Origin of the sequence: Paractinoplanes maris (assembly GCF_023544465.1) — a bacterium.
GTDB lineage: Bacteria > Actinomycetota > Actinomycetes > Mycobacteriales > Micromonosporaceae > Actinoplanes > Actinoplanes maris.
Window position 1 is genome coordinate 142,384 of record NZ_JALPVL010000010.1, and the last position, 21,461, is coordinate 163,844.

At 72.1% G+C, this 21,461-nt stretch carries 20 protein-coding genes and 1 pseudogene; 7 read left to right on the top strand and 14 right to left on the bottom strand.

The annotated features are described in order from the left end of the window. The first annotated feature begins 12 nt into the window (after positions 1–12). On the top strand, positions 13–1,218 hold the full coding sequence (locus NAG42_RS28170) for a sigma-54-dependent transcriptional regulator family protein (RefSeq protein WP_250034786.1): 1,206 nt from the start codon (positions 13–15) through the stop codon (positions 1,216–1,218). On the opposite strand, the gene NAG42_RS28175 is transcribed toward NAG42_RS28170, so the two are convergent. The 7 genes from NAG42_RS28175 to NAG42_RS28205 form a co-directional block, all read right to left on the bottom strand. Continuing rightward, positions 1,178–2,320: an RNA polymerase sigma factor gene (locus tag NAG42_RS28175; protein ID WP_250034787.1), complete on the bottom strand. Its 1,143-nt coding sequence runs from the start codon at positions 2,318–2,320 to the stop codon at positions 1,178–1,180. The genes NAG42_RS28170 and NAG42_RS28175 overlap by 41 nt on opposite strands. Then, positions 2,317–2,721 (bottom strand): YciI family protein, encoded by a 405-nt coding sequence (locus tag NAG42_RS28180; RefSeq protein ID WP_250034788.1) that lies wholly within the window; start codon positions 2,719–2,721, stop codon positions 2,317–2,319. The genes NAG42_RS28175 and NAG42_RS28180 overlap by 4 nt, the downstream gene beginning before the upstream one ends. Positions 2,722–2,737: 16 nt before the next feature. Continuing rightward, entirely contained in the window at positions 2,738–3,232 is a 495-nt protein-coding gene (locus NAG42_RS28185; protein WP_250034789.1) for a pyridoxamine 5'-phosphate oxidase family protein, read from the bottom strand. 142 nt (positions 3,233–3,374) lie between these two features. Continuing rightward, positions 3,375–5,453, bottom strand: coding sequence for a molybdopterin oxidoreductase family protein (locus tag NAG42_RS45090; RefSeq protein WP_250034790.1), 2,079 nt, complete (start codon positions 5,451–5,453; stop codon positions 3,375–3,377). 54 nt (positions 5,454–5,507) lie between these two features. Continuing rightward, positions 5,508–6,242 carry an SDR family NAD(P)-dependent oxidoreductase gene (locus NAG42_RS28195; protein ID WP_250034791.1) on the bottom strand — a complete coding sequence of 245 codons (735 nt, stop codon included), beginning with the start codon at positions 6,240–6,242 and terminating at the stop codon, positions 5,508–5,510. After that, positions 6,239–7,099: a fumarylacetoacetate hydrolase family protein gene (locus NAG42_RS28200; RefSeq protein WP_250034793.1), complete on the bottom strand. Its 861-nt coding sequence runs from the start codon at positions 7,097–7,099 to the stop codon at positions 6,239–6,241. The genes NAG42_RS28195 and NAG42_RS28200 overlap by 4 nt, the downstream gene beginning before the upstream one ends. A 16-nt stretch (positions 7,100–7,115) precedes the next feature. Continuing rightward, positions 7,116–7,973, bottom strand: coding sequence for an SMP-30/gluconolactonase/LRE family protein (locus tag NAG42_RS28205; protein ID WP_250034794.1), 858 nt, complete (start codon positions 7,971–7,973; stop codon positions 7,116–7,118). Between the two features lie 60 nt (positions 7,974–8,033). Between NAG42_RS28205 and NAG42_RS28210 the strand changes: the two genes are divergently transcribed. Then, the gene (locus NAG42_RS28210) at positions 8,034–9,752 is read left to right on the top strand and encodes a dihydroxy-acid dehydratase (protein WP_250034796.1); all 1,719 of its coding nucleotides are present in this window, start codon (positions 8,034–8,036) and stop codon (positions 9,750–9,752) included. Between the two features lie 161 nt (positions 9,753–9,913). On the opposite strand, the gene NAG42_RS28215 is transcribed toward NAG42_RS28210, so the two are convergent. After that, positions 9,914–11,428 carry a serine/threonine-protein kinase gene (locus NAG42_RS28215; RefSeq protein WP_250034797.1) on the bottom strand — a complete coding sequence of 505 codons (1,515 nt, stop codon included), beginning with the start codon at positions 11,426–11,428 and terminating at the stop codon, positions 9,914–9,916. A gap of 393 nt (positions 11,429–11,821) precedes the next feature. Between NAG42_RS28215 and NAG42_RS28220 the strand changes: the two genes are divergently transcribed. After that, entirely contained in the window at positions 11,822–12,616 is a 795-nt protein-coding gene (locus tag NAG42_RS28220; RefSeq protein ID WP_250034799.1) for a universal stress protein, read from the top strand. 23 nt (positions 12,617–12,639) lie between these two features. Here the strand turns inward: NAG42_RS28220 and NAG42_RS28225 are convergent, their stop codons facing one another. Further along, positions 12,640–13,521, bottom strand: coding sequence for an alpha/beta fold hydrolase (locus NAG42_RS28225; protein WP_250034801.1), 882 nt, complete (start codon positions 13,519–13,521; stop codon positions 12,640–12,642). A gap of 49 nt (positions 13,522–13,570) precedes the next feature. Here NAG42_RS28225 and NAG42_RS28230 point away from each other — a divergent pair, with 49 nt between their 5' ends. Then, on the top strand, positions 13,571–14,044 hold the full coding sequence (locus NAG42_RS28230) for a MarR family winged helix-turn-helix transcriptional regulator (RefSeq protein WP_250034804.1): 474 nt from the start codon (positions 13,571–13,573) through the stop codon (positions 14,042–14,044). 21 nt (positions 14,045–14,065) lie between these two features. Here the strand turns inward: NAG42_RS28230 and NAG42_RS28235 are convergent, their stop codons facing one another. Further along, positions 14,066–15,589, bottom strand: coding sequence for a class I SAM-dependent methyltransferase (locus NAG42_RS28235; RefSeq protein ID WP_250034806.1), 1,524 nt, complete (start codon positions 15,587–15,589; stop codon positions 14,066–14,068). A gap of 57 nt (positions 15,590–15,646) precedes the next feature. Then, a complete protein-coding gene (locus NAG42_RS28240; protein ID WP_250034809.1) occupies positions 15,647–16,240 on the bottom strand; it encodes a bifunctional 4-hydroxy-2-oxoglutarate aldolase/2-dehydro-3-deoxy-phosphogluconate aldolase in 594 nt (197 codons plus the stop codon). Positions 16,241–16,372: 132 nt separating this feature from the next. On the opposite strand from NAG42_RS28240, the gene NAG42_RS28245 reads away from it, so the two are divergent. From NAG42_RS28245 to NAG42_RS28255, 3 genes and pseudogenes are all read left to right on the top strand, one after another. Next, positions 16,373–17,488, top strand: coding sequence for a sensor histidine kinase (locus tag NAG42_RS28245; RefSeq protein WP_250034811.1), 1,116 nt, complete (start codon positions 16,373–16,375; stop codon positions 17,486–17,488). A 75-nt stretch (positions 17,489–17,563) separates the two neighbouring features. Then, positions 17,564–18,205, top strand: coding sequence for a GNAT family N-acetyltransferase (locus tag NAG42_RS28250; RefSeq protein ID WP_250034813.1), 642 nt, complete (start codon positions 17,564–17,566; stop codon positions 18,203–18,205). A gap of 115 nt (positions 18,206–18,320) precedes the next feature. Continuing rightward, a pseudogene (locus tag NAG42_RS28255) lies at positions 18,321–19,574 on the top strand (M14 family metallopeptidase); the annotation flags it as partial. A 53-nt stretch (positions 19,575–19,627) separates the two neighbouring features. Here the strand turns inward: NAG42_RS28255 and NAG42_RS28260 are convergent. The 3 genes from NAG42_RS28260 to NAG42_RS28270 are packed head-to-tail and all read right to left on the bottom strand — an operon-like array spanning position 19,628 to position 21,438. Continuing rightward, positions 19,628–20,428 carry a class I SAM-dependent methyltransferase gene (locus tag NAG42_RS28260; RefSeq protein ID WP_250034815.1) on the bottom strand — a complete coding sequence of 267 codons (801 nt, stop codon included), beginning with the start codon at positions 20,426–20,428 and terminating at the stop codon, positions 19,628–19,630. Between the two features lie 27 nt (positions 20,429–20,455). Then, positions 20,456–20,917: a VOC family protein gene (locus tag NAG42_RS28265; protein ID WP_250034817.1), complete on the bottom strand. Its 462-nt coding sequence runs from the start codon at positions 20,915–20,917 to the stop codon at positions 20,456–20,458. Then, on the bottom strand, positions 20,914–21,438 hold the full coding sequence (locus tag NAG42_RS28270; protein WP_250034819.1) for a DinB family protein: 525 nt from the start codon (positions 21,436–21,438) through the stop codon (positions 20,914–20,916). The genes NAG42_RS28265 and NAG42_RS28270 overlap by 4 nt, the downstream gene beginning before the upstream one ends. Between the last annotated feature and the right edge of the window lie 23 nt (positions 21,439–21,461).

Sequence of the window (21,461 nt, forward strand, 5' to 3'; positions counted from 1 at the left end):
CCATGCTCAGCCATGGGCGATTTCAGCGCGGTGCGGCCGGGCACCGACCTGTCGCGGCACGCCCGTGAGCTGCGCCGCGTGCACGACGCCGTGGTGACCGGGGCCAGCCCGCCGCACCGCCCGCGCGCGCTGGTCGAGCGCTCCTGGTCGCGGGTGCTCGGGCTGGGTCTCGACCCGGGCCGGGCCAACGCCCGCGATCCCGTCCCGTTCTCCGACGTCGAGCGCCTGCGCCGCGAGTCGCCGCTGTCCCTGATCGTCGACGACCTGCTGCGCCTGGCCGAGGGTTTCCTGCTGGTCGTGACCGGGGCCGACGGGGTGATCCTCTGGCGGGCCGGCCCCAGCGGACTGCTCCACCGGGCCGACGTCCTGGGTTTCACCGAGGGTGCCCACTGGACCGAGGCGGCCGTGGGCACCAACGCGATCGGCACCGCCCTGGTCGAGGCGGCACCGGTCCAGCTCTTCTCGGCCGAGCACTTCGAGCAGGCCCAGCACGCCTGGTACTGCACGGCCCACCCGGTCCACGACCCGCGGACCGGCGACCTGCTGGGCATCGTCGACGTCAGCGGTCCCGCGCTCACGCTGCACCCCGCGATCGAGGCCCTGGTCGCCACCGGGGTCCGCCTGGCCGAGGCCCAGCTGTGGCGGCATCACGCCGCCCGGCTCGAGCGCCTGCGCCGCTCGGCGGCCCCCGTCGTCGCCACCGTGCCGGGCCCGCACCTGATCGTCGACGAGCAGGGCTGGGTGGCCGCGGCGAGCGGCGTGGCCGTCCGCGACCGCATCGGCGCGCCCCGCGAGGGTGCCGCTCTCGGCGTACCCGGTCTGGGCCTCTGCCTTCCGGAACGCCTGGCCGAGGGCTGGCTGATCCGCCCGGCCGGCCCGCACGCCACCATCCACGCCACGCTCGACCTGCGGGCGGCTCCCGTTCTCGAGGTACGCGGCGAGACCGAGCCGTGGCGCACCCCGCTGACCCGGCGTCACGCCGAGATCCTGACCCTGCTGGCCGCGTGCGGTCCCGACGGCCTGACCGCGGGCCGGCTGAGCCGCTTGCTGTTCGGCGACGCCGACCATGTGGTCACCGTGCGCGCCGAGGTCTCCCGTCTGCGCCGCACGATCGGCGCTCTGGTCGCCACCAACCCCTACCGCCTGGCCCCCGGGGTCGCGCTCGACCTGATCCGCCCTAACGAATCGCCTGCCGGACCCGGGCGGCCTCCCGGGTGAGGTGATCGCGTTCGGGGGCACTGGTGGCCGCGCGGGCCGCGTCGGCATAGAGCGAGGCCGCCCGCGCGAGGTCGCCGGCCCGTTCGACCAGGTAGGCACGCACCGCGGCGTACCGGGGAAGGCCCGGATCCAGCGCGCTCAGCTCGGCCAGACCGGCCTGCGGCCCGTCGGCCTGGCCGACGGCGACCGCCCGGTTGAGCCGGACCACCGGGTTGCTGGTGAGCCGCAGCAACTCGTCGTACCACTCGACGATCTGCACCCAGTCGGTCTCGGCGGTGCTCGGGGCGTCGGCGTGCAGGGCGGCGATCGCGGCCTGGGCCTGGTATTCGCCCAGCCGGTCGCGGGCCAGCGCCGCCTGCAGGATCGTCACGCCCTCGGCGATGAGGCCGGTGTCCCAGCGCGACCGGTCCTGCTCGGCCAGCGGCACCAGGCGGCCGTCCGGACCGAGCCGCGACGCGCGGCGGGCGTGGTGCAGCAGCATGAGCGCGAGCAGACCCGCCACCTCGGGCTCGCCGGTCGAGCCGGCCAGCCGGCGGGTCAGCCGGATCGCCTCGGCGGCCAGGTCGACGTCGCCGCCGTAACCCTCGTTGAACACCAGGTAGAGCACCCGCAGGACCGTCGCCGGGTCGCCCGGCCGGTCCAGCGGCAGGCCGCTGAGCTGCCGCTTGGCCCGGCTGATGCGCTGGGCCATGGTGGCCTCGGGCACCAGGTAGGCGGTCGCGATCTGCCGGGTGGTCAGGCCGCCGACCGCGCGCAGCGTCAGCGCGACGGCCGAGCCCGGGGACAGCGACGGGTGGGCACAGAGGAAATACAGCCACAGCGAGTCGTCCGTGCCGGGCACCGGACCGGCCGGCGGCTCGACCTCCACGGCGAGTTCCCGGCCGAGCCGCGACGACTCGGCCCGGGCGGCATCGACGAATTTGTGCCAGGCCGCCGTGACGAGCCAGCCCTTGGGGTCGCGCGGGGGATCGTCGGGCCAGGTCCGCAGGGCGCGGATCAGGGCCTCCTGAACGGCGTCCTCGGCCGACGCGAAGTCGGCCCCGCGCCGGACGAGCACTCCGATCACCGCGGGCACCAGCTCGCGCAGCAGCGCCTCGTTCACTCGGTGACCGTCGGCATGACGCCGTAGAACGGCCGCAGCTCGAGCCACTCGTGGATCGGTCTGCCGCCCGCGCCGGGGGCCACCGACAGCTCGGCCGCGAGTTCCAGAGCCCTCTCGTACGTGTCCACGTCGATCACCATCCACCCGGCGATCAGGTCCTTCGTCTCGGCGAACGGTCCGTCGGTCTCCGGCTGCCCCGCGCTGTCCATGCGCACGAACGTGCCCCGCGGAGCGAGCGCCTGCTCGTCGACGAACTCGCCGGTGGCCTGGAGCCGGTCGGCGAAGTCCCGCATGTACTGCAGGTGAGCCGTGACCTCCTCCGGTGTCCACTGGTCCATCGGGACGTCGTTGATCGCGGCCGGGGCGCCCCGGTAATGCTTGAGAAGCAGGTACTTGGCCATGGTGTTCTCCTTCGTCTCAGGCCTGACGCTCGGCCCGCTGCCGGACCAGTTCCTCGACCGCGCTGGGCAGTGTCGTCTCGAAGTCGATGAGCTTGACCCAGGTCGGGGTGATCACGATCCGGACCATGCCGTCGTACAGCGAGCGGACCTCGGCCTCCCATGCGACACGCTGCTCGGCGGTCATCTGGTAGCTGCCGTTCATCTCGAGGTACTCCGCCGGGATCCCGTCGACGACGTCGAGCTCGGCCCGCCCGCGGATCAGCAGGATCTTCGGCGGGTGGACCTCGGTGTCGATGGTCAGCGCGACCATCGGGTTGGCCCGCAGGGCGGGCAGCTTCGGGGCGTTCCTGGTGGTGCAGAGGACGATCTCCGCGCCGTTCCAGGTGAAGGCGATCGGGATGCTGCGCGGGGTGCCGTCCCGAGCCACGTAGGCCAGCCGGGTCAGGTCGCGGGCCAGCAGCTCCTGGCTGATCGGACGGGTGAGGATCGCGGTGATCTCGGCCGTTCGCACGGGTGGTCGCTCCTTCGGTGCCGCCGGGCCACAGTCCGTGGCCGCTCGTGTCCCTGGGACGGAGCCGCCCGGACGTCCTCGACACCCACACCCGAAAATTCTCGAAACGCCCGTCGTTCGTCGTCGGTCACGTACCGCAGAGTCAGGATGCGACGGGTTTGATCTCGACGGGGATGCCGTTGAGGACGCTGTTGCCCGACAGCGGGTCGATGACGGTCTCGTCGGTGAGCACGTTGGAGTTGACGCCGGGGTGGGCGGCGGCGACCGACTGCCGGGTGCCGGGGACGTCGTGGCCCCAGCCGTGCGGCAGGCTCACCACGCCGGGCATCACCGTGCCGGTCACCTCGACGGTCACGCGCAGGCTGCCGGCCCGCGAGGTGACCTGGGCGGTGTCGCCGTCGGTCAGGTCGTGGCGGGCCGCGTCGGCCGGGTGGAGCTGCAGCGTGCAGCGGTCGCGACCTTTGACCAGGGCCGGCACGTTGTGCATCCAGCTGTTGTTGGAGCGCAGGTGGCGCCGGCCGATCAGCACCAGGCTGTCGGCGGGCCGGTCGAGCGCGGCCCGCAGCCGGTCCACGTCCGCGGCCAGGGCGGGCGGGCAGAGCTCGACCCGGCCGCTGGGCGTCCGCAGCACCTCGGGCAGGCGCGGCTCCAGCGGTCCGAGGTCGACGCCGTGCGGGTTCTCGCGGAGCTGGTCCAGCGTCAGCCCGTACGCCCCGGCCCGCAGCGCGGCGTCGAGAAGCCCCTCGGGATCCGCCTTCGCCGCCGCGGGCTGACCGGAAACGATCGCCGTCAACCGGGCCAGGATGTCGCACTCGTCGAGCGAGTCCGGCTGCAGCGGCAGCACCGGGGGCGAGTAGGCGGCGAAGTTGCGCACGGCGAGACCGAGGAACGAGAAGTCGTAGTGCCCCTTGCGGGTGGGGTCCGGCGGCGGCAGCACGACGTCGGCGTGCCGGGTCGTCTCGTTCAGGTAGGGGTCGACGCTCACCATGAACGACAGCCCGGTCAGGGCGCGGTCGAGCCGTCCGCTGTTCGGGGTGGACAGCACCGGGTTGCCGGCCACAGTGATCAGCGCCCGCACCTGCTCGTCGCCGGGTGTCTCGATCTCGTCGGCCAGCGTGGCCACCGGCAGCTCGCCCTTGACCTCGGGCAGCCCGCGCACCCGGCTGTGCCAGCGCCCGGTCCGGAAGCCATGGCCGCTGCCCCGGCCCCGCCGCACGTGGGCGGCCAGCGGGAACATCACCCCGCCGGGCCGGTCGAGGTTGCCGGTCAGCGTGTTCACGACGTCGACGAGCCAGCTGGTGAGCGTGCCGAACTCGACAGTGCACGTCCCGATCCGCCCGTAGACCGCCGCCCGCGGGGACGCCGCCAGCTCGTGGGCCAGTGACCGGATCCGGTCGGCCGGCACACCGCAGGTCGCGCTGACCACGGCCGGGGCGAAGGCGGCGGCCAGCTCGCCCACGGCTTCGACCCCGTCGACGTACTCCGAAGGGGTGATCAGATGGTCGGCGAACAGCGTGTGGACGATGCCGAAGAGCAGGAACGCGTCGGTGCCGGGCCGGATGAAGAGGTGCTCATCGGCGTGCTCGGCCGTTCGCGTACGCCGGGGGTCGACCACGATGAACCGGCCGCCCCGCTGCTGGATCGCCTTGAGCCGCCCCGGGAAATCGGCCGCCGTGGCCAGGCTGCCGTTGGACTCCCACGGGTTGGCCCCGAGCATCAGCAGCAGGTCGGTGCGATCGAGATCGGGTACCGGGATGGCCAGCGGACTGCCGAACAGGTAGCCGCTGGAGACGTGCTTGGGCATCTGGTCGACCGTGCTGGCCGAGAACACGTTCCTCGTCCCCAGGGCCTTGACCAGCGGCGACAGGTAGAGCCCGCCGGCCATCGTGTGCACGTTGGGGTTGCCCAGATAGATCGCGGTCGCGTGGCTCCCGTACGTCTCGAGGACCGGTCGCAGCCCGGCCGCGACCACGTCGAAGGCCTCGTCCCAGCTCACCTCCTCGTGGCCCGAGCCGCGCCGCACCAGGGGCCGGCGCAGCCGGTCCGGGTCGTCGGTGAGCTGGCCGAACGTGGCGCCTTTGGGGCAGACGAAACCGTGGCTGAAGACATGCTCGCGGTCGCCCCGGGCGGCCGTCACCCGATCGTCGGTGACCGTCAGCTCGAGGCCGCAGGCCGCCTCACAGAGCGGACAGGTCCGGAATGCCGTACGCGTTGCGGCCACGGTGCCACCAACCTCTCGAGGCGGTTACTGGCGAGTATCGTGCCATGAACGGCGTCACTTGCGTAGCCGCAGACCCTGCATCCCGCCGTCCACGGCGAGCGCGACGCCGGTGGTGGCCGAGGCGTCCGGGCCGGCCAGATAGGCGATCGCGCCGGCCACCTCCTCGGCCGAGATCAGGCGCCCGGCCGGCTGCCGGGCCTCGAGCGCGGCCCGCTCGGCGACCGGGTCGGCCGCCTGGTCGAGCAGCCGGCCGACCCACGGGGTGTCCGCCGTGCCGGGGTTCACGCAGTTGACCCGGATACCCTCGCGCAGGTGGTCGGCCGCCATGGCCAGCGTCAGCGACTGCACCGCGCCCTTGGTGGCGCTGTAGAGCGCGCGGCTCGGCAACCCGGCGGTGGCGGCGACCGAGCAGGTGTTGACGATCGCGGCGTGGCCGGACTCGCGCAGGTGCGGCAGCGCGGCCCGGCTGACCCGCACCATGCCCTGCACATTGACGTCGAAGACGCGCGCCCACTCGGCGTCGTCGTTCTCCTCGACCGTGCCCTGCGCCCCGATGCCGGCGTTGTTGACCACCACGTCGAGACCGCCGAACGCGGCGACCGCCTCGGCCACCGCGGCCCGCACCGAGGCGTCGTCGGTGACGTCGCAGCGGATGCCCAGCAGCGGGCCGGGCACGTCGATGTTCAGGTCGAGCGACGCGACCCGGAAGCCGCGCCGGGCCAGCAGGATGCCGGTGGCCAGGCCGATGCCCGAGGCGCCGCCGGTGACGATCGCCCGCAGCCCGGTCATCGGGGCCCGACCACCTGCTGGCGGGCGGTGCCGAGGTGCTCGATGCCGAGCGTCATCACGTCGCCCGCCTTCAGATAGGACGGCGGCTTCATGCCCAGGCCGACACCCGGCGGGGTGCCGGTGTTGATCAGGTCGCCCGGCTCCAGCACCAGGTACTGGCTGAGGTAGTGCACCACGAAGTACGGGTCGAAGATCATGGTCCGGGTGTTGCCGGTCTGGCGGCGCTCGCCGTTGATGTCCAGCCACATGTCGAGGTTGTTGACGTCCGGGATCTCGTCCGGGGTGGCCAGCCACGGGCCCGCCGGGTTGAACGTCTCGGCCGACTTGCCCTTGCTCCACTGGCCGCCGCGCTCGAGCTGGAACTCCCGCTCGCTCACGTCGTTGACCAGCACGTACCCGGCGATGGCGGCGCGCGCGTCGTCCACACTGTCCAGATACGACGTACGGCGGCCGATGACGACGCCGAGCTCGACCTCCCAGTCGGTCCGGGTCGAGCCGCGCGGGAGCCGCACGTCGTCGTCCGGGCCGACCAGCGTGTTGGGTGACTTGGTGAACAGAATCGGCTCGGCCGGCGCGGCCTGACCGGTCTCGGCGGCGTGGTCGCTGTAGTTCAACCCGATGCACAGGATCTGGTGCGGCCGGGCGATCGGGGCGCCGATCCGCTGGTCGCCCAGGGGCCGCGTGGTCCCGGCGGCCAGCCGCTCGGCCACCGGGCCGGCGATCCGCTCCAGGCCCCCGGAGCCGAAGAACGTCTCGTCGAAATCGGTCACCAGGTCGGAGACGTCGACGTAGCGGTCGTCGCCGGCGCGGACGGCGGGCTTCTCGGAGCCGGCGGCGCCGATACGCAGGAGTTGCACGGGCGGTGCTCCGATCTCAAGGTTTCCAGTACGGCGTGCTCAGCCCGGTGGTGCCGACCGAGGCGGTGAACAGCCGCCCCGAGGCCGGGTGCCGGGTCAGCTCGGTGGGGGAGAGGCCCTCGGTGGCCGTCGTGATGACCAGGACGTCCAGGCCCGGCCCGGCGAAGGCGCAACTGGTCGGGTGGGGCGCGTCCACGTCGACGACGGCCAGCAGCTCGCCGGACGGGGTGCGGCACTCGATCCGGCCCAGGCCGTGGTTGGCGATCCACAAGTTGCCGATCGTGTCCACACACAGACCGTCGGGCAGCCCGTCGGTGATCCGGAACAGCTCCCGGCGCTCACCGTCCGGGTAGTCGCGCCCGTAGATCACGCCGGGGACCGAGTCGACGCTGTAGAGGGTGGTGCCGTCCGGGCTCCAGGCCAGCCCGTTGGAGAGGGTCAGGTCGTCGTCGAGCACGGTGACCGTGTCGCCGTCCAGGCGGACCAGCGACTGGGTGCCGCGCGAGTCGTCGAGAGCCATGCCGCCGACCAGGAAACGCCCCTGCGGGTCGACGCCGCCGTCGTTGAGGCGGCTCCCGGCCCGGCTGAGGTCGGCCACCGGCGTACGGGAATCGTCCGGACCGACCCGGACCACCGCACCCCGCTCGGCCACCAGCAGGTCGCCGGCCGCCGAGACCGCGACCACGCAGGCCAGATCGTCGAACGCCCAGGTGCCGGTCACGGTGATCCGGCCCGTCTCGAGGGCACCGGAGTGCACCGTGCCGCCGAGGATGTCGACCCAGAGCAACCGGTTGCGGTCCGGATCCCAGACGGGTCCCTCACCCAAGGAGTACGCCTCGGCGCCTGCGGGCCGGGCGACGAAGCGGGCAGTCATGGTGCGAAGCGTAGAGGAAGGATCTTCCCGTGGCGCCCGGCGTGGCGTTACGGTCATGGCATGTCTGATCGGCGCAGCGCTCAGTGGTACGGCGGCGACGACCGGAACAGCTACATCCATCGAGCCTGGATGCGGCGTGGTCTGCCGGCCGACGCGTTCGACGGCGAGCGCCCGCACATCGCGATCGCCAACACCGCCTCCGACCTCACCCCGTGCAACGCCCACCTCGACGAGGTGGGGCGCAGCGTGGCCGACGGCATCCACCGGGCCGGCGGCATCGCGCTCAACCTGCCGGTCGTGTCGCTGGGCGAGACGCAGGTCAAGCCGACCGCGATGCTGTGGCGCAACATGGCCGCGATGGCGATCGAGGAGATGCTGCGGGCCAACCCGATCGACGGCGTGGTGCTCCTCGGCGGCTGCGACAAGACGATCCCGGCCCTGCTCATGGCGGCGGCGTCGGTCGACCTGCCGGCCGTCGTGGTGCCGGGTGGGCCGATGCTGACCGGTACGTTCCGCGGCGTACCGCTGGGCTGCGGGACGGACGTGTGGAAGCTGTCGGAAGAGGTGCGCGCGGGCACGCTGAGCTCGGCCGAGTTCCAGCGCTCGGAGTCGTCGATGATCCGCAGCCGGGGCCACTGCAACACCATGGGCACCGCCTCCACCATGGGGCTGCTGGCCGAGGTGCTCGGCATGACGCTGCCGGGCATCGCGGGCACGCCGGCGCCGGACAGCCGCCTGCTCGAGGCGGCCCACGCCACCGGGGTGCTGGCGGTCGACCTGGTCGACCAGGGGCGGCGGCCGAGCGCGGTGATGACCCGGGAGTCGTTCCACAACGCGATCGTGGCGCTCGCCGCGCTGGGCGGCTCGACCAACGCGGTGGTGCACCTGCTGGCCATCGCCGGGCGGCTCGGCGTGCCGCTGACCCAGGACGACTTCGACCGGATCGGGGCCGGGGTGCCGCTGCTGGTGGATCTGCAGCCGGCCGGGCGGTTCCTGATGGACGACCTCTATCGGGCCGGCGGGCTGCACGCGGTGCTGGCCGAGGTGCGCGATCTGCTCGACCCGTCGGCGATCACCGTGATCGGGGAGCCGCTGGTGTCGGCGCTGGACGCGGCCCGGGTGTATGACCGCGAGGTGATCCGCGCCCGGGCCGACCCGCTGCAGATGGAGGCCGGGATCGCGGTGCTCTACGGCAACCTGGCACCGGACGGGGCCCTGGTCAAACCGGCCGCGGCCACGCCGGCGCTGCTGCAGCACCGGGGGCCGGCGGTGGTGTTCGACTCGGTCGAGGACCTCAAGCAGCGGTTGGACGACCCGTCGCTGGAGGTCACGGCCGATTCGGTGCTGATCCTGCGGGGGTGCGGGCCCAAGGGCTATCCCGGCATGCCCGAGGTCTCGAACATGCCGCTGCCGGCGAAACTGCTGGCCGAGGGCGTCCGGGACATGGTGCGGATCTGCGACGGGCGGATGAGCGGGACGGCGTACGGGACGGTCGTGCTGCACGTGGCCCCGGAGGCGGCCGCCGGTGGGCCGCTGGCCAAGGTCCGCACCGGCGACATGATCGTCCTCGACCTGGAGAACCGCCGGCTCGACGTCGACGTGCCCGCCGAGGAATGGGCCGCGAGGCCGCTGTCGGCGGAGGCGGCGCGCGCCTATGCGGCGCCGAAGCGGGGCTGGGAGAAGCTCTACGTCGACACCGTCAACCAGGCCAACACCGGCGCCGACCAGGACTTCCTGCTCGGCTCGAGCGGCGACCGGGTCGCGCGCGAGTCGCACTAAGGCCTTTTTCATAACTGGACCCGGCCTGCGCCGAGGCCCAGATTCCGCCTGCGCACGTCCCGCGAAAGGCCGGTTACAACACCGGTAGCCGGCCTTCCACGGGCCGCACGCAGACGAAATCTGGACCGCACCGCAGGCCGACCCCAGTTATGAAACACGCCTTAGGAGACGATGGCCGACGGCTGCCAGGCGGCACAGTTCACGGTGATCGCGGCGGTCTCCTTGCCGTGTTTGAAGGTGACCGACGCCGCCTCGACGGACGCGACCTTGAACGGCTTGCGCGCGGACTGGGAGAGGATGTCCGCGGTCTCCGGGCCGGAGCAGGTCGCGGTCACGGTGCCGCCGGAGGACGAGAAGGTCTCGGTCGCGGGCGGTGGTGCTTCGGTGGTCGGCCCGGCGGTCGGGGCCGCCGTTGTCGCCGCTGTCGTCGGCGTGACCGGCGGGGTCGTCGGCGTCGACGCCGCCGTCGACGGCGTCGGGGCGGCGGTCGTGGGCGTCCCGGGGCGCGAGGTGTTCGCGATCCGGGCCGGGTTCGCTGACAGCTGGTTGTTCGTCGTCGCCGGCACCGTCGGGGCCGGCTGCGAGCCGGATGGTGCGGGCGCGCCGGTGGGGGCCGGGGCGGCTCCGGTCGGGGCCGGTGCCGAGGCGGGGGTGTCCCGCGAGGTGCCGGGCAGCAGAAGCCAGCCGGCTGTCCCGGCGACGGCCAGGGAGGCGATGCCGACAGCCCATCGGCGGCGGCGCGATCCGGTGGTTCGCACCGGTGCGACGGGTGGCTCGGCGGCGTCCGTGGCGGGCGGCCCGTCGGGGATCGTGGCGGGTGGGCCGGCCGGGTCGGTGGCGAGCGGCTCGGTGGCCTGGGTGAGCAGGGCGGCCACCTCGCGGGCGCTCGGGCGTCGCGACGGGTCCTTCTCGAGGGAACGCTCGCACAGCTCGGCCACGAAGCCGGGCACCCCGGCGATCGGCGGCAGCGGCGCCGGATCGACATAGATGTGGTTGGTCAGCATCTGCGTCGTGTCCTCGGTGGTCCACGGCGAGTGCCCGGTCAGCAGGCGGTAGAGGACCACCCCGAGCGCGTACACGTCGGAGGCCGGCTCCACGGCGTCGCCGAGCAGCCGCTCGGGTGCCAGGTAGGCCGGGGTGCCGAGCACCTCGACGTCGAGCTCCCCGGAGCCGCCGGGCGCGGTGACGGCGGCGATGCCGAAGTCGACCACCTTGGCGCCGGCCGGCCCGAGCATGACGTTGGCGGGCTTGATGTCGCGGTGCACCAGACCGGCCGAGTGGGCGGCGGCCAGGGCAGCCGCGATCTCGGCACACACCCGCATCGCCGACCGGGGGGTGAACGGCGCCTCGGCCATCCGCTGGGAGAGCGTGCTGCCCTCGACCAGCTCCATCACCACGTACGGGAAGACGTGGCCCACGGTCGTGAGCTCCCCGTAGTCGTGGACCTGGGCGATGTGCGGATGCGACAGTGCCGCGGCGGCCCGAGCCTCCTGCTGGATGCCGTGCTCGGTGGTCTCCGACGCCACGATCTTGACGGCCACCATCCGGGCCAGCACGTGATCACGGGCCCGCCAGACGACGGCCATGCCGCCCGCCCCGATCGGCGCCAGCAGCTCGTACCGGCCACCGAGCACAAGGCCCGCGAGGTCCGCACCGGGTTCGGTCGCTCCGTCCATTCGTGGCAGTCTGCCGACATCGACCGCCATCCGCATCCCCGGGCCGGACCGGAGGGCACGCCGGATGGCCGGTGTCACGGTGTACTCGCCCGGGTCCGTTCCGCGGACAGAGGCTGCCGCGCAGCACGGTCGACGTCCGGTATGGGACGTTCTCGCCGGCCGGCGGCGGTCACCGTCGGCTGATGTCCGCGAATCGGCCCTGGTCGGCGACGTGGCCCGCCTCGGCCCGGTCCACCCAACGGCTCGATAGGAGCCTTCCGCGCGGCCGGCGCCGGAATTCGGCTCGCACCCGGCGTAAACGGCAGACCAGGCCCTTGTCATCCGGGCCGGCCAGGACGACTGTGGAGGGAGAGCCGCCGGTGGCCGGCGACCGCCTGGATCAAGGAGGCGGACATGATCAAATCGCGGATCGTGGTGGGTGTGGACGGTTCGGACCACGCCGCCGCGGCGGTCGGCTGGGCCGCCGCCGAGGCATCACGACGAGGGGCCGAGCTCCGGGTGCTGGCGGCTTATTATCGCGAGCGCTCGCTGCCGGGCCGGGGCTCGACACGTACGGCGGAGGAGCACGCCGCCGAGCACCTGCGCCGGGCCGTCGCGCAGGCCCACGCGGCCGCGCCGGACATCGAGGTGCGCTGCCTGGCGTTACCCGGCTACGCAGTGCCGATGCTGGTCAACGCGGCCCAGGAAGCGGCCATGGTGGTCGTCGGCAGCCGGCACGAGGGTGGGCTCCCGGTGCTGCCGTTCGGCTCGGTCAGCAGCCAGGTCGCCACCCAGGCCCGGTGTTGCGTGGTGGTGGTGCGTGGCCACTACGACCCCGACGCCGGACCCGTCGTGGCCGGCGTCGACGGCGGTTCCGGCGAGACGGCGGTCATGGGGCGCGCTTTCGAGGAGGCGTCCCTGCACCACACCGACCTGCAGGCCGTCACGATCAACGGCCCGGGCCGGGCCGAGGACCCCGGCGCCGACCTCGACGCGCGGCTGGATCCGTGGCGCGAGAAATACCCCGGCGTCCGGGCCACCCGCGAGCGCATCGACGGCCGCGCCGACAAGGTGCTGGTGCAACGATCCCGCTCGGCCCGCATGGTCGTGGTGGGCCCGCGCACCCACGGCTATGAGGGCCTGATGCTCGGCTCGATCGGCAGCCGCCTCCTCCAGCGCTCCAGCTGCCCGGTGGTGATCGCCCGCTGACGTTCGCCCCTCCGCCGCGTGCGTCAGCTGACGACGAAGCTGTGGATTGCCTCGGCCAGCGGCTTCGGGGCCTCCAGCGCGGCGTAGTGGCCCACGCCGTCCAAGGTCACTTCGCGGATGGGGCCGGCCCCGGTGCGGTCTGCGGCGGCGCCTACGGCCTGGGTCATGGTGGCTGCGGTGAAGGGGCCGCCGCCGGCCCCCACGGCCAGCACGGGAACGGTCAGGCCGGGGGACTGGGCGAGAGCGCGGATCTCGTCGCCTTCGCGCAGCATCGAGCGGTAGAGGCCGGCGGCGCCCCGCCAGCCGTCCGGGCGGGCGTAGGTGCGGGCGAACTCGTCGATGTCGGCCGCGGTGACCGAACCCGGGGTGGCGGTCATCGACGGGAAGGCGTACGTCTCGAGGAACTCCCGCTCGCGCCCGGCGAGCAGCAACTCCGGGATGCCGGGCGCGGCCAGCACGCCGATGTGCCAGGCGCCGCCGTGGGTGACGTCGGCCAGTCCCTCGAGGCCGAAGCCGGGCAGGCCCATCTCGATCGCGGTGAGGCTGAGAACGTCCTCGGGGTGCTGGGCGGCCAGGCGGAACACCGTCGCCCCGGCGATGTCCTGACCGGTCAGGTGGACCGGGCCGGCGCCGAGGTGCGCGATCAGCTGGTGCAGGTCCTCGGCGGCGGTCGCGCTGTCGTGGTCGCCGGCGGCCGGGGCGGAGTCGCCGAAGCCGCGCAGATCGACCGCGAACACGCGATGGTCCGCCGCGAGCAGCGGGATCAGCTTGTGGAAGGCGTACCAGCTCTCGGGGAAGCCGTGGACCAGGAGGATCGGCGCACCGCCGGTGCCGGCCGAGACATAGTGCAGGGTCGTGCCGTTCACGACGGTGTAGTGGTGCTCGACATTCGATTCGACAGTCATGCTGTCGAAAGATAGACAGCCAGGCTGTCGTTTGTCTAGGCTTGGTGTCATGACGAGATCCGGTCCCGAGCTGGCGTTGCTGTTGCTGGCCGGCTTCCGCGAGCTGGTCGACGAGGCGATCGCCGAGCTGGCCCGCCGCGGCTACGACGACCAGCGTCCGGTCCACGATTTCGCCCTGCGCGCCATCGCCGGCGGTGCCGAGACCGCCTCCGACCTGGGCCGCAGCCTCTCGATCACCAAACAGTCGGCCGCCCGCACGATCGCGTTGCTGCAGGAGCGCGGTTACGTGAGCACCGAGCCCGATCCGCGGGACGCCCGCCGCAAGCGGTTGCGGGTGACCCCATTGGGCTTCGAGGTGATGCACACCGGTGAGGGCATCTTCGACGACCTCCGCCGGCGCTGGTCCGACCGGATCGGGGCCCGGGAGCTCGAGACGCTGGAAGACCACCTGGCCACGCTGGTGGGCCCCCAGCCCGTCCGCTTCGACACTCCCGGCTGGATGGCCCGCGATCTGGGCACCTAGCGGGGACTCGGGCGGGTGGGGTCAGCTGTTGCGGGGGCGGCGGGCAACCAGGATGGCGTGGGTGGAGGGCCAGTCGAGCTGGTTTCCGTGCTCGTCGGCCAGGGTGGCGGTGGGGGCTATCCGGTTGGTGATCACCCAGTCGTTGCGCAGGGCGTGCGACGTCGGGTCGAGGTCGAAGCCGGCCTCGGTCAGCACCGTGGCCCAGTCGTCGAAGTCGAGGCCGCAGAACTGCTCCTGCGTCTCGGAGAGCCAGTTGTCGGTGTAGTCCTTGCGGGTCAGGAAGTCCATGGCCGGGCCCAGCTCGATCCGCACGACATCGTCGGCCACCGGCCCGTACGCGAAGGGGAACGCGAAGTCGACGGCGAACTGAGCGATTTTCGCGCGGGTCGACAACCCGCCCACGTAGGCGGCGACCTCGGCCGAGGGCAGTTCGGCCAGATCCTTGCGAGGTTCGGCCGGGTTGGCACCGTCGTCGGTGCGCAGCGTGAGCAGGACCGGCCGGCGGCGGTCGCCGGGGCCGCACACGTCGCTGTTGATCCAGACGCCGCCGGGAACGGTGTGGTCGTGGATGCGGCGGGCGAACTCGAGCAGGGAGTCGCGCCGGTTGCCGTACGACCAGATCTCGTGGGTGAGCGCGAAGGTCAGCGTCGTGTCGACCGACCGGTCCGGCAGCACCGCGCCGCCCAGCACGTTGCGCTGGTAGAAGTACACGTTGGCGTTCCGGAAGACGCCCTGCGCCTTCTTGTGCACACACTCCTGATAGAGGTGCCGGGCGACTTCGACGCCGATCAGGTCGCTCTCGTGCAGGGCGTCGTCCCGGTCGGCCAGCTCGAGCACGGCCCCGGCGCCGCAGCCGATGTCGACGATCCGCCCCGGCTGCACGTATTGGCGCACCGCGGTCCATTTACGCGCGGCCGCGTCCGCGAACGCCTCCACATACGTCCGGTAGTCCCGGGTCGCGGTCAGCCCGCCCTCGTCCCCGACGACCGGGTCGTTGACCACCGACTGCACGGTCTCGCTCAGGCGATAGCGGTCGAAGACGTCGATCGTGCTCGCATGTGCAAGGTCGCGCCATGTCTCGTCACCGGCCGCCAGCCGCAGCAGAACGTCCCACGGCCGTTCCGGCACCGCCTCGAGCGCCGGGTCGGCCTCCACCGGCGCGATGGCGAACCCGAGCTCCTCGTACAGCGCCGCCACCTGCGGCGTCGAGCAGGCGACGACGGTGTCCGCCGACGTCAGCTCGATCCCGGTGGCCACCATGACCGTCTTGAGCGTCACTTGAGCGAATCGCTCGGTCGGCGCCGTGTCGAACACCGGCACCACCACGGACCTCAGCCCGGTCACCACGCTGAACCGTTCGATCGCCGCCTCACGCCGGTGGTAGGGCACCGGGTTGCGCTTGGTGTTGTCGTGGTTGGCCGAGGTCACCGCCCAGACGATCGTCGCCGCGCCGTCGTCGGCGAGCCGCCGCAGGTAATCGGCTTGGAACCGGGTCAGCAGGTGGTGCCGCCCGGGGAACAGCACGTAGCGCGGCGTCGAGGTCACGACGGTTGATCTTAGCGATCGCGGCGGGGCCCCTGCCGGTGGTGCGCCGCCGGGTGGTCAGGCAGCCAGGAGCCGGCTGATCTGGTCGCGCTGACCGGGGTCGGCCAGGGCGGCCCCCAGGGCCACGACGCGGGCGCCGGCGTCGAGGTAGCCGGGGGCGGTGGAGACGGACAGGCCACCGGTGGCCACGAACCGGACGTCCGGGAACGGGCCCAGCAGGGCGTTGACCCAGGCCGGGCCCAGGGCGGCGGCGGGGAAGGCCTTGAGCCAGCGGTAGCCGGCGAGCCACGCCTGCTGCACCTCGGTGGCCGAGCCGACACCGGGGAGGTGGGGCAGGCCGGCGGTCTGGCTGGCCTCGGCGACGGTCAGGTCGAGACCCGGCGCGACGGTGTACTGCGCGTTCGCCTCGGCCGCCGCGCGTACCTGCTCGGTCGTGATGACCGTGCCGGCCCCGACGCGCAGGCCACGCTCACGGGCGGCGTCGGCGACGGCCCGCAGCGAGGCGACCGCGACGGCAGTGGCGATCGGGATCTCGAGCACGGTCACGCCCGCGTCCCACAACGTCCCGGCGACCGCGACCGTCTCCCGCGGCGACATGCCCCGCAGGATGGCCATGACTTTCGAGCCGGTGAAAATGTCGTCGAACGTCATGGGCTTCTCCTCCTGAGCGTGACCGGCCCGACCCGTACCGTCTGATGTCCGTTATATGGTGACTAGGTAGACCGCCTTGGACCCATTCGCCTGTTCGGTACCGGGCCGCGTGCTGCGGCCCGGCAAGCCGGGGTGCTCCTGATCCTGGCCGGTTTCCTGGCCGTGCTCGGCATCGCCAATGATCCCGCCCACGCCAACCGATTGTTGCTGGTCGCGGCGTGCGACTCCATGCTGGCGCTCGTGGCGTTCGTGGTTCCCTGGGGGCGTACGGGGCCGAATGCCGCCGCCTGGCTGGGGCTGCCGTCGTTCGCGGTGCTGGGGCTCTCGACCTGGTCGTTCGCGGGGTCGGCGACCGGTACCGGGCCGTTCCTGGTGCTTCTCTACGCCTGGGCGGCGCTGCATTTCCCCCGGTGGATCCTGCTCGCCTACGTGGTGCCGGCGACCCTCGCGTACGTCGTGCCGTTGATCCTGACCGGTCAGCCGCCGATCGTGCTGGGCAGCGCTTTCATCCTGATGCCGGTCGCCCTCGCGGTCGCGATGCTGATCGAGGCGCAGGCGCGGCATCTGCGCGAGGACCGGGAACGGCTGGCCCGCATCGAGCAGTGGCGCTCGGCCCTGATGGGAACTCTGGCGCACGATGTGCGCACGCCGTTGAGCACGGTGCGGATGGTGCTGGAGGAGCTCAAAGGCCAGGCGCCACCCCACATCGCCCGCATGCTCGACGCGGCGCTGCGGCAGACCGCCCGCATCACCCGGCTCGCCGAGAGCCTGCTCGACATCCAGCGCATCGACAGCTCGGGTGAGCTGAAACTCGACCGGCAACCGCACCCTGCGCGCACCCTCGTGCAGGAAATGCTGACGTACGTGCGGGTCGGCCCCGAGGTGACCGTCGACGTCGACGAGGAGCTGACGATCTACGTCGACAAGCAGAGGTTCGAGCAGATCGTCGTCAACCTGGTCACGAACGCCGCCCGCTACGGCCGGCCGCCGATCGTCATCCACGTCCGCCCCGAAGGTCAGTTCGACCGCCTGGAGGTGCGCGACCACGGCCCCGGCATCCCCGACACGCTCCGCTCGCGCCTCTTCAGCCAGTTCGCCGTGGGCGGGGCCGAGGGTGTGGGCCTCGGCCTGTGGATCGTCCGCCAGCTGGCCGTGGCCCACGGCGGCCGCGCCGTGGCCGAAGCCCGCGACCCCGGTGTGGCCATGGTCGTCACCTTCCCGCGCCCGGTGGTGATCGACCCGCCGTAGGCGACGAACGCCGGGGTGCACGGAATCGGCGGTATATGACTTGGCACGGCCTCGCATCGCCGTGAGGATGCCGGCATGCTTGCCGATCTGTGGCCTCTGTTCCGTCTGAGCATCGTCACCCCACGGCTGGAACTGCGCCTGCCGCGGGAGGAGGAGCTCGCCGTGCTGGCCGAGGTCGCGGGCCGGGGGGTGCACGCGCCGGGGGAGCGGCCCTTCCTGACGCCGTGGACCGAGGGCTCGCCGGCCGACCGTATCCGTGAGGTGCTTCAGGGGCACTGGCACGACCTGTCGTCGTGGGATGCCGGTGACTGGTGTCTCAGCCCCGCTGTCTTCCGGGACGGCGAGCCGATCGGCCAGGTCAGCCTCCGGGCCCGCGACTTCCCGGTGACCCGCCAGGTGCGGACCACCTCGTGGCTGGGCCTGGAGTTCCAGGGCCGGGGGTACGGGACCGAGGCGCGCACCGCCTTGCTGACGCTCGCGTTCGATGACCTGGGAGCGACCGACGCGCTCACCGAGGTGTTCCCGGGCAACCACGCGTCGCAGGGGGTGTCCCGCAAGCTCGGCTACGAACCCGACGGCATCTCGATCGACGCCCGCGACGGCGAGGCTCTCGTGTCCGACCGGCTCCGCCTGACCCGCCGGCGCTGGTCAGAGACTGAGCATCCGGTCGTCACGGTCAGCGGGTTCGAGCACTGCCGGCCGGCTTTCGGGTTGTAGCCGCCGCGGCCATCACCTCGGCGAGAGGGTGTCATTGGCATGTTCGGATAGATTGCCATCGATACAGGCTGGATGGTGGGGTGAGGAGCATCGTCACCCTTCCTGGAGGTCGTTCATGAGACGACGTACCACTGTGGCCGCCGTTGCCGTCGCTCTGCTGGGCGCACTGGTCGGCGTGCCGGCTGGCGCCGCGCCGACCGCGAGCGCCGAGCCCGCCCCGTACGAGATCTACGACGTCCGCAATGCCGCGCAACGCACCGCGATCGCCCGCACCGGCGTGGCCATCGACAGCGTCGAGCACGCCGTCGTCTCGGTCACCGCCACGCCCGCCGAGGTGCGGGCTCTGCAACGGCAGGGATTCACGGTGCAGCCGGTGCTGAGCACCTTCGACTTCCCGCCTTCGGACGCGCCGTACCACAACTACAGCGAGCTGATCACCGAGGTGAACCAGATCGTCGCGGCCAACCCGTCGATCGCGAGCAAGCGGGTGATCGGGCGCACCTATGAGGGCCGGGACATCGTCGCTGTGAAGATCTCCGACAACGTCGGCACCGACGAGAACGAGCCGGAGGTCCTCTACGACGCCAACCACCACGCGCGCGAGCACCTCACGGTCGAGATGGCCGTTTATCTGCTGCACCTGTTCGCGGACAACTACGCGAGCGACAGCCGGGTCCGGAACGTCGTCAACAGCCGGGAGATCTGGATCGTTCCATCAGTCAACCCGGACGGCTCCGAATACGACGTGGCCACCGGCAGCTACCGCTCGTGGCGCAAGAACCGCCAGCCCAACAGTGGCTCGTCCAACGTCGGCACCGACCTGAACCGCAACTACGGCTACCGCTGGGGTTGCTGTGGCGGCTCGTCGGGCAGCACGTCGTCGACGACCTACCGCGGCCCGTCGGCGTTCTCCGCCCCCGAGACACGCGCCGTCCGCGATTTTGTCAACGGCCGGGTGGTCGGCGGCAAGCAGCAGATCCGCGCCGCCATGGACTTCCACACGTATTCCGAGCTCGTGCTCTGGCCGTTCGGGCACACCACGGCCAACACCACGACCGGCATGACCACCGACGACTACAACACGTTCTCCACGTTCGGCCGTCAGATGGCCGCGACGAACGGCTACACCGCCGAGCAGTCGTCGGATCTCTACATCACCGACGGCGACTCGCTCGACTGGCTGTGGGGAACACACAAGATCTTCGCCTACACGTTCGAGATGTATCCGCGATCGGCGTCGGGCGGCGGCTTCTATCCGCCGGCCAGCGTCATCACCCGCGAGACGACCCGCAACCGCGAGGCCGCGCTGCTGCTGGCCGAGGTGGCCGACTGTCCCTACAAGGTGATCGGCAAGCAGTCCACCTACTGCTCCGCCGCCTGACAACCCTGGCCGGGGAGCGCCACGCGTGGGCGTGGCGCTCCCTATCCCAGGGCGCGACCGGCGCGCAGGACAGTCAGATAGCGCCGGGGCACCCGGTCGCCCAGCCGGGTCCGGATCCGGTCCGCCACCGCGTCGAGCAGCGGCTCGCGCACCTCGGCCGGCAGCTTGCGGTACATCGACTGCGAGCGCAGCAGATCGGCGAATCCGGCGCCGTCGAACCACTGCACGGTCGGATACCACCGCACGACCGGCGCCTCGAACAACGGTCCCGGGTCGGCCACCTCACCCCAGCCCCGGTCGGTCGCGCGCACCTCGTCCTCCAGCGGCGGGTGTCCCCAGTCCGGGTTGCCGGGGGAGTAGCGCTCACACAGGTCGGCCGTCTCGCCGTAGACCTCGGTCTCGTCCGCCCGCCGCACCACGACGTGCCCCAGCAGGCTCATCCAGCCCTGAGCGGGCCCAAGGACGGCGTGGGCCTTCGGCCAGCCGGCCCCCGGATCGACCCAGTGCCACGACGAGGCCGCGACGAGGGCATGAAACTGAGCGCCGCGCGCATCCCACTGCTCGAACGTGGTCGTTTCCAGGTGGAAGCCGCCGGAGCCGGCCAGTTTCCGGCGAGCGATCGCGGCCATCTGCTCACCGGGTTCCAGGGCGGTCACCGCATAGCCCCGGCCGACCAGTGATCGCGTCGCCTGCCCGGTGCCGCTGCCGATCTCGAGCACGGCCGACCCCGGGCGCAGGCCGGCCAACTCGGCCAGATCGTCGAACAGCTCGTCGGGATAGCCGGGCCGGACCCGCTCGTAGAGCTCCGGCACTTCGTTGAAGACGCGACCGAGGTGGGACATCGACCCATCATCGGGGGCGGCCGCCGGTCAGTCGAGGCAGAATTCGTTCCCCTCGGGGTCGTTCATCACGATGAAGCCCATGCTCATCGGGGGAGCGGGCTCCGACCGGCTCACCCGCTTGGCGCCCAGCGCCACCAGGCGGTCGCACTCCTGCTCCAGCGCGGCCATCCGGTCGTCGCCCTGCAGCCCCGGCGCGGCCCGCACGTCGAGGTGCACCCGGTTCTTGGCGACCTTGTCCTCCGGCACCTGCTGGAAGAAGATGCGCGGCCCGGCACCGTCCGGGTCCTCGATGGCCGAGGCCCGGTTGCGCGCCTCCTCGGGGACACCCTGCTTCTCCAGGAACGTGTCCCACGCGGCGAGCGGATCCTCGCCCGGCGCCACCGTCACCCCGGGCGGCCCGGGATGCACGTAGCCCAGAACGTCACGCCAGAACGACGACAGCGCCGCCGGGTCGAGGGCGTCGAAAGTGACTTGGATGTGGCGGCTCATCGGCCGGCTCCTCTCAGATGGAGGTCCCGCAGCAGGCAGACCTCGGACAGATGATGGATCAGTTCCCGGTGGATGTGCAGCACGAGCGCGGCCATCGGCAGCTCCGGATAGGGCTCCGTGTCGCCGCACGGCCGGGCCAGACCGTCCGATCCGAGGCTGCGCACCCCGTCCAGCCAGACACCCAGCTGCTCCTCGAGCTGTGCCATCGCCTCGGCCGCCGTCGTGGCATAGCGCCATTTCCCGTACGAGGCCGCAGGCGCCCCGAAGTGGGCGGCGTTGCGCATGGCCAGCACACCCACGATGACGTGCCCCAACCGCCAGGCGATGGTCGTGAACGGTGCCGGGATCGGCTGCGGGAACGCGTAGTCGATGGAGTTGTCCTCCGGTCGCACGGTCCAGGCGCCCGGCACCGGCGACCAGAAGTATTCGTCGTCGGTCAGCCCGTCGAGTCGCGCCCGCACCTGGTTGTCCCAGTGCCACGTCCACTGCTCGCGCAGCGTCTCGTTCCAGTTGACGTCCATGAGCCCACCCTGACACGCAAGGC

Bases quoted from the DNA above. Each gene is read 5' to 3' on its own strand.
- NAG42_RS28270 (WP_250034819.1), bottom strand. From the start codon at position 21,438: ATGGACGTCAACTGGAACGAGACGCTGCGCGAGCAGTGGACGTGGCAC.
- NAG42_RS28225 (WP_250034801.1), bottom strand. From the start codon at position 13,521: ATGACTGTCGAATCGAATGTCGAGCACCACTACACCGTCGTGAACGGC.
- NAG42_RS28205 (WP_250034794.1), bottom strand. From the start codon at position 7,973: ATGACTGCCCGCTTCGTCGCCCGGCCCGCAGGCGCCGAGGCGTACTCC.
- NAG42_RS28215 (WP_250034797.1), bottom strand. From the start codon at position 11,428: ATGGACGGAGCGACCGAACCCGGTGCGGACCTCGCGGGCCTTGTGCTC.
- NAG42_RS28230 (WP_250034804.1), top strand. From the start codon at position 13,571: ATGACGAGATCCGGTCCCGAGCTGGCGTTGCTGTTGCTGGCCGGCTTC.
- NAG42_RS28195 (WP_250034791.1), bottom strand. From the start codon at position 6,242: ATGACCGGGCTGCGGGCGATCGTCACCGGCGGCGCCTCGGGCATCGGC.
- NAG42_RS28240 (WP_250034809.1), bottom strand. From the start codon at position 16,240: ATGACGTTCGACGACATTTTCACCGGCTCGAAAGTCATGGCCATCCTG.
- NAG42_RS28170 (WP_250034786.1), top strand. From the start codon at position 13: ATGGGCGATTTCAGCGCGGTGCGGCCGGGCACCGACCTGTCGCGGCAC.
- NAG42_RS28260 (WP_250034815.1), bottom strand. From the start codon at position 20,428: ATGTCCCACCTCGGTCGCGTCTTCAACGAAGTGCCGGAGCTCTACGAG.
- NAG42_RS28210 (WP_250034796.1), top strand. From the start codon at position 8,034: ATGTCTGATCGGCGCAGCGCTCAGTGGTACGGCGGCGACGACCGGAAC.
- NAG42_RS28180 (WP_250034788.1), bottom strand. From the start codon at position 2,721: ATGGCCAAGTACCTGCTTCTCAAGCATTACCGGGGCGCCCCGGCCGCG.
- NAG42_RS28265 (WP_250034817.1), bottom strand. From the start codon at position 20,917: ATGAGCCGCCACATCCAAGTCACTTTCGACGCCCTCGACCCGGCGGCG.
- NAG42_RS28220 (WP_250034799.1), top strand. From the start codon at position 11,822: ATGATCAAATCGCGGATCGTGGTGGGTGTGGACGGTTCGGACCACGCC.
- NAG42_RS28250 (WP_250034813.1), top strand. From the start codon at position 17,564: ATGCTTGCCGATCTGTGGCCTCTGTTCCGTCTGAGCATCGTCACCCCA.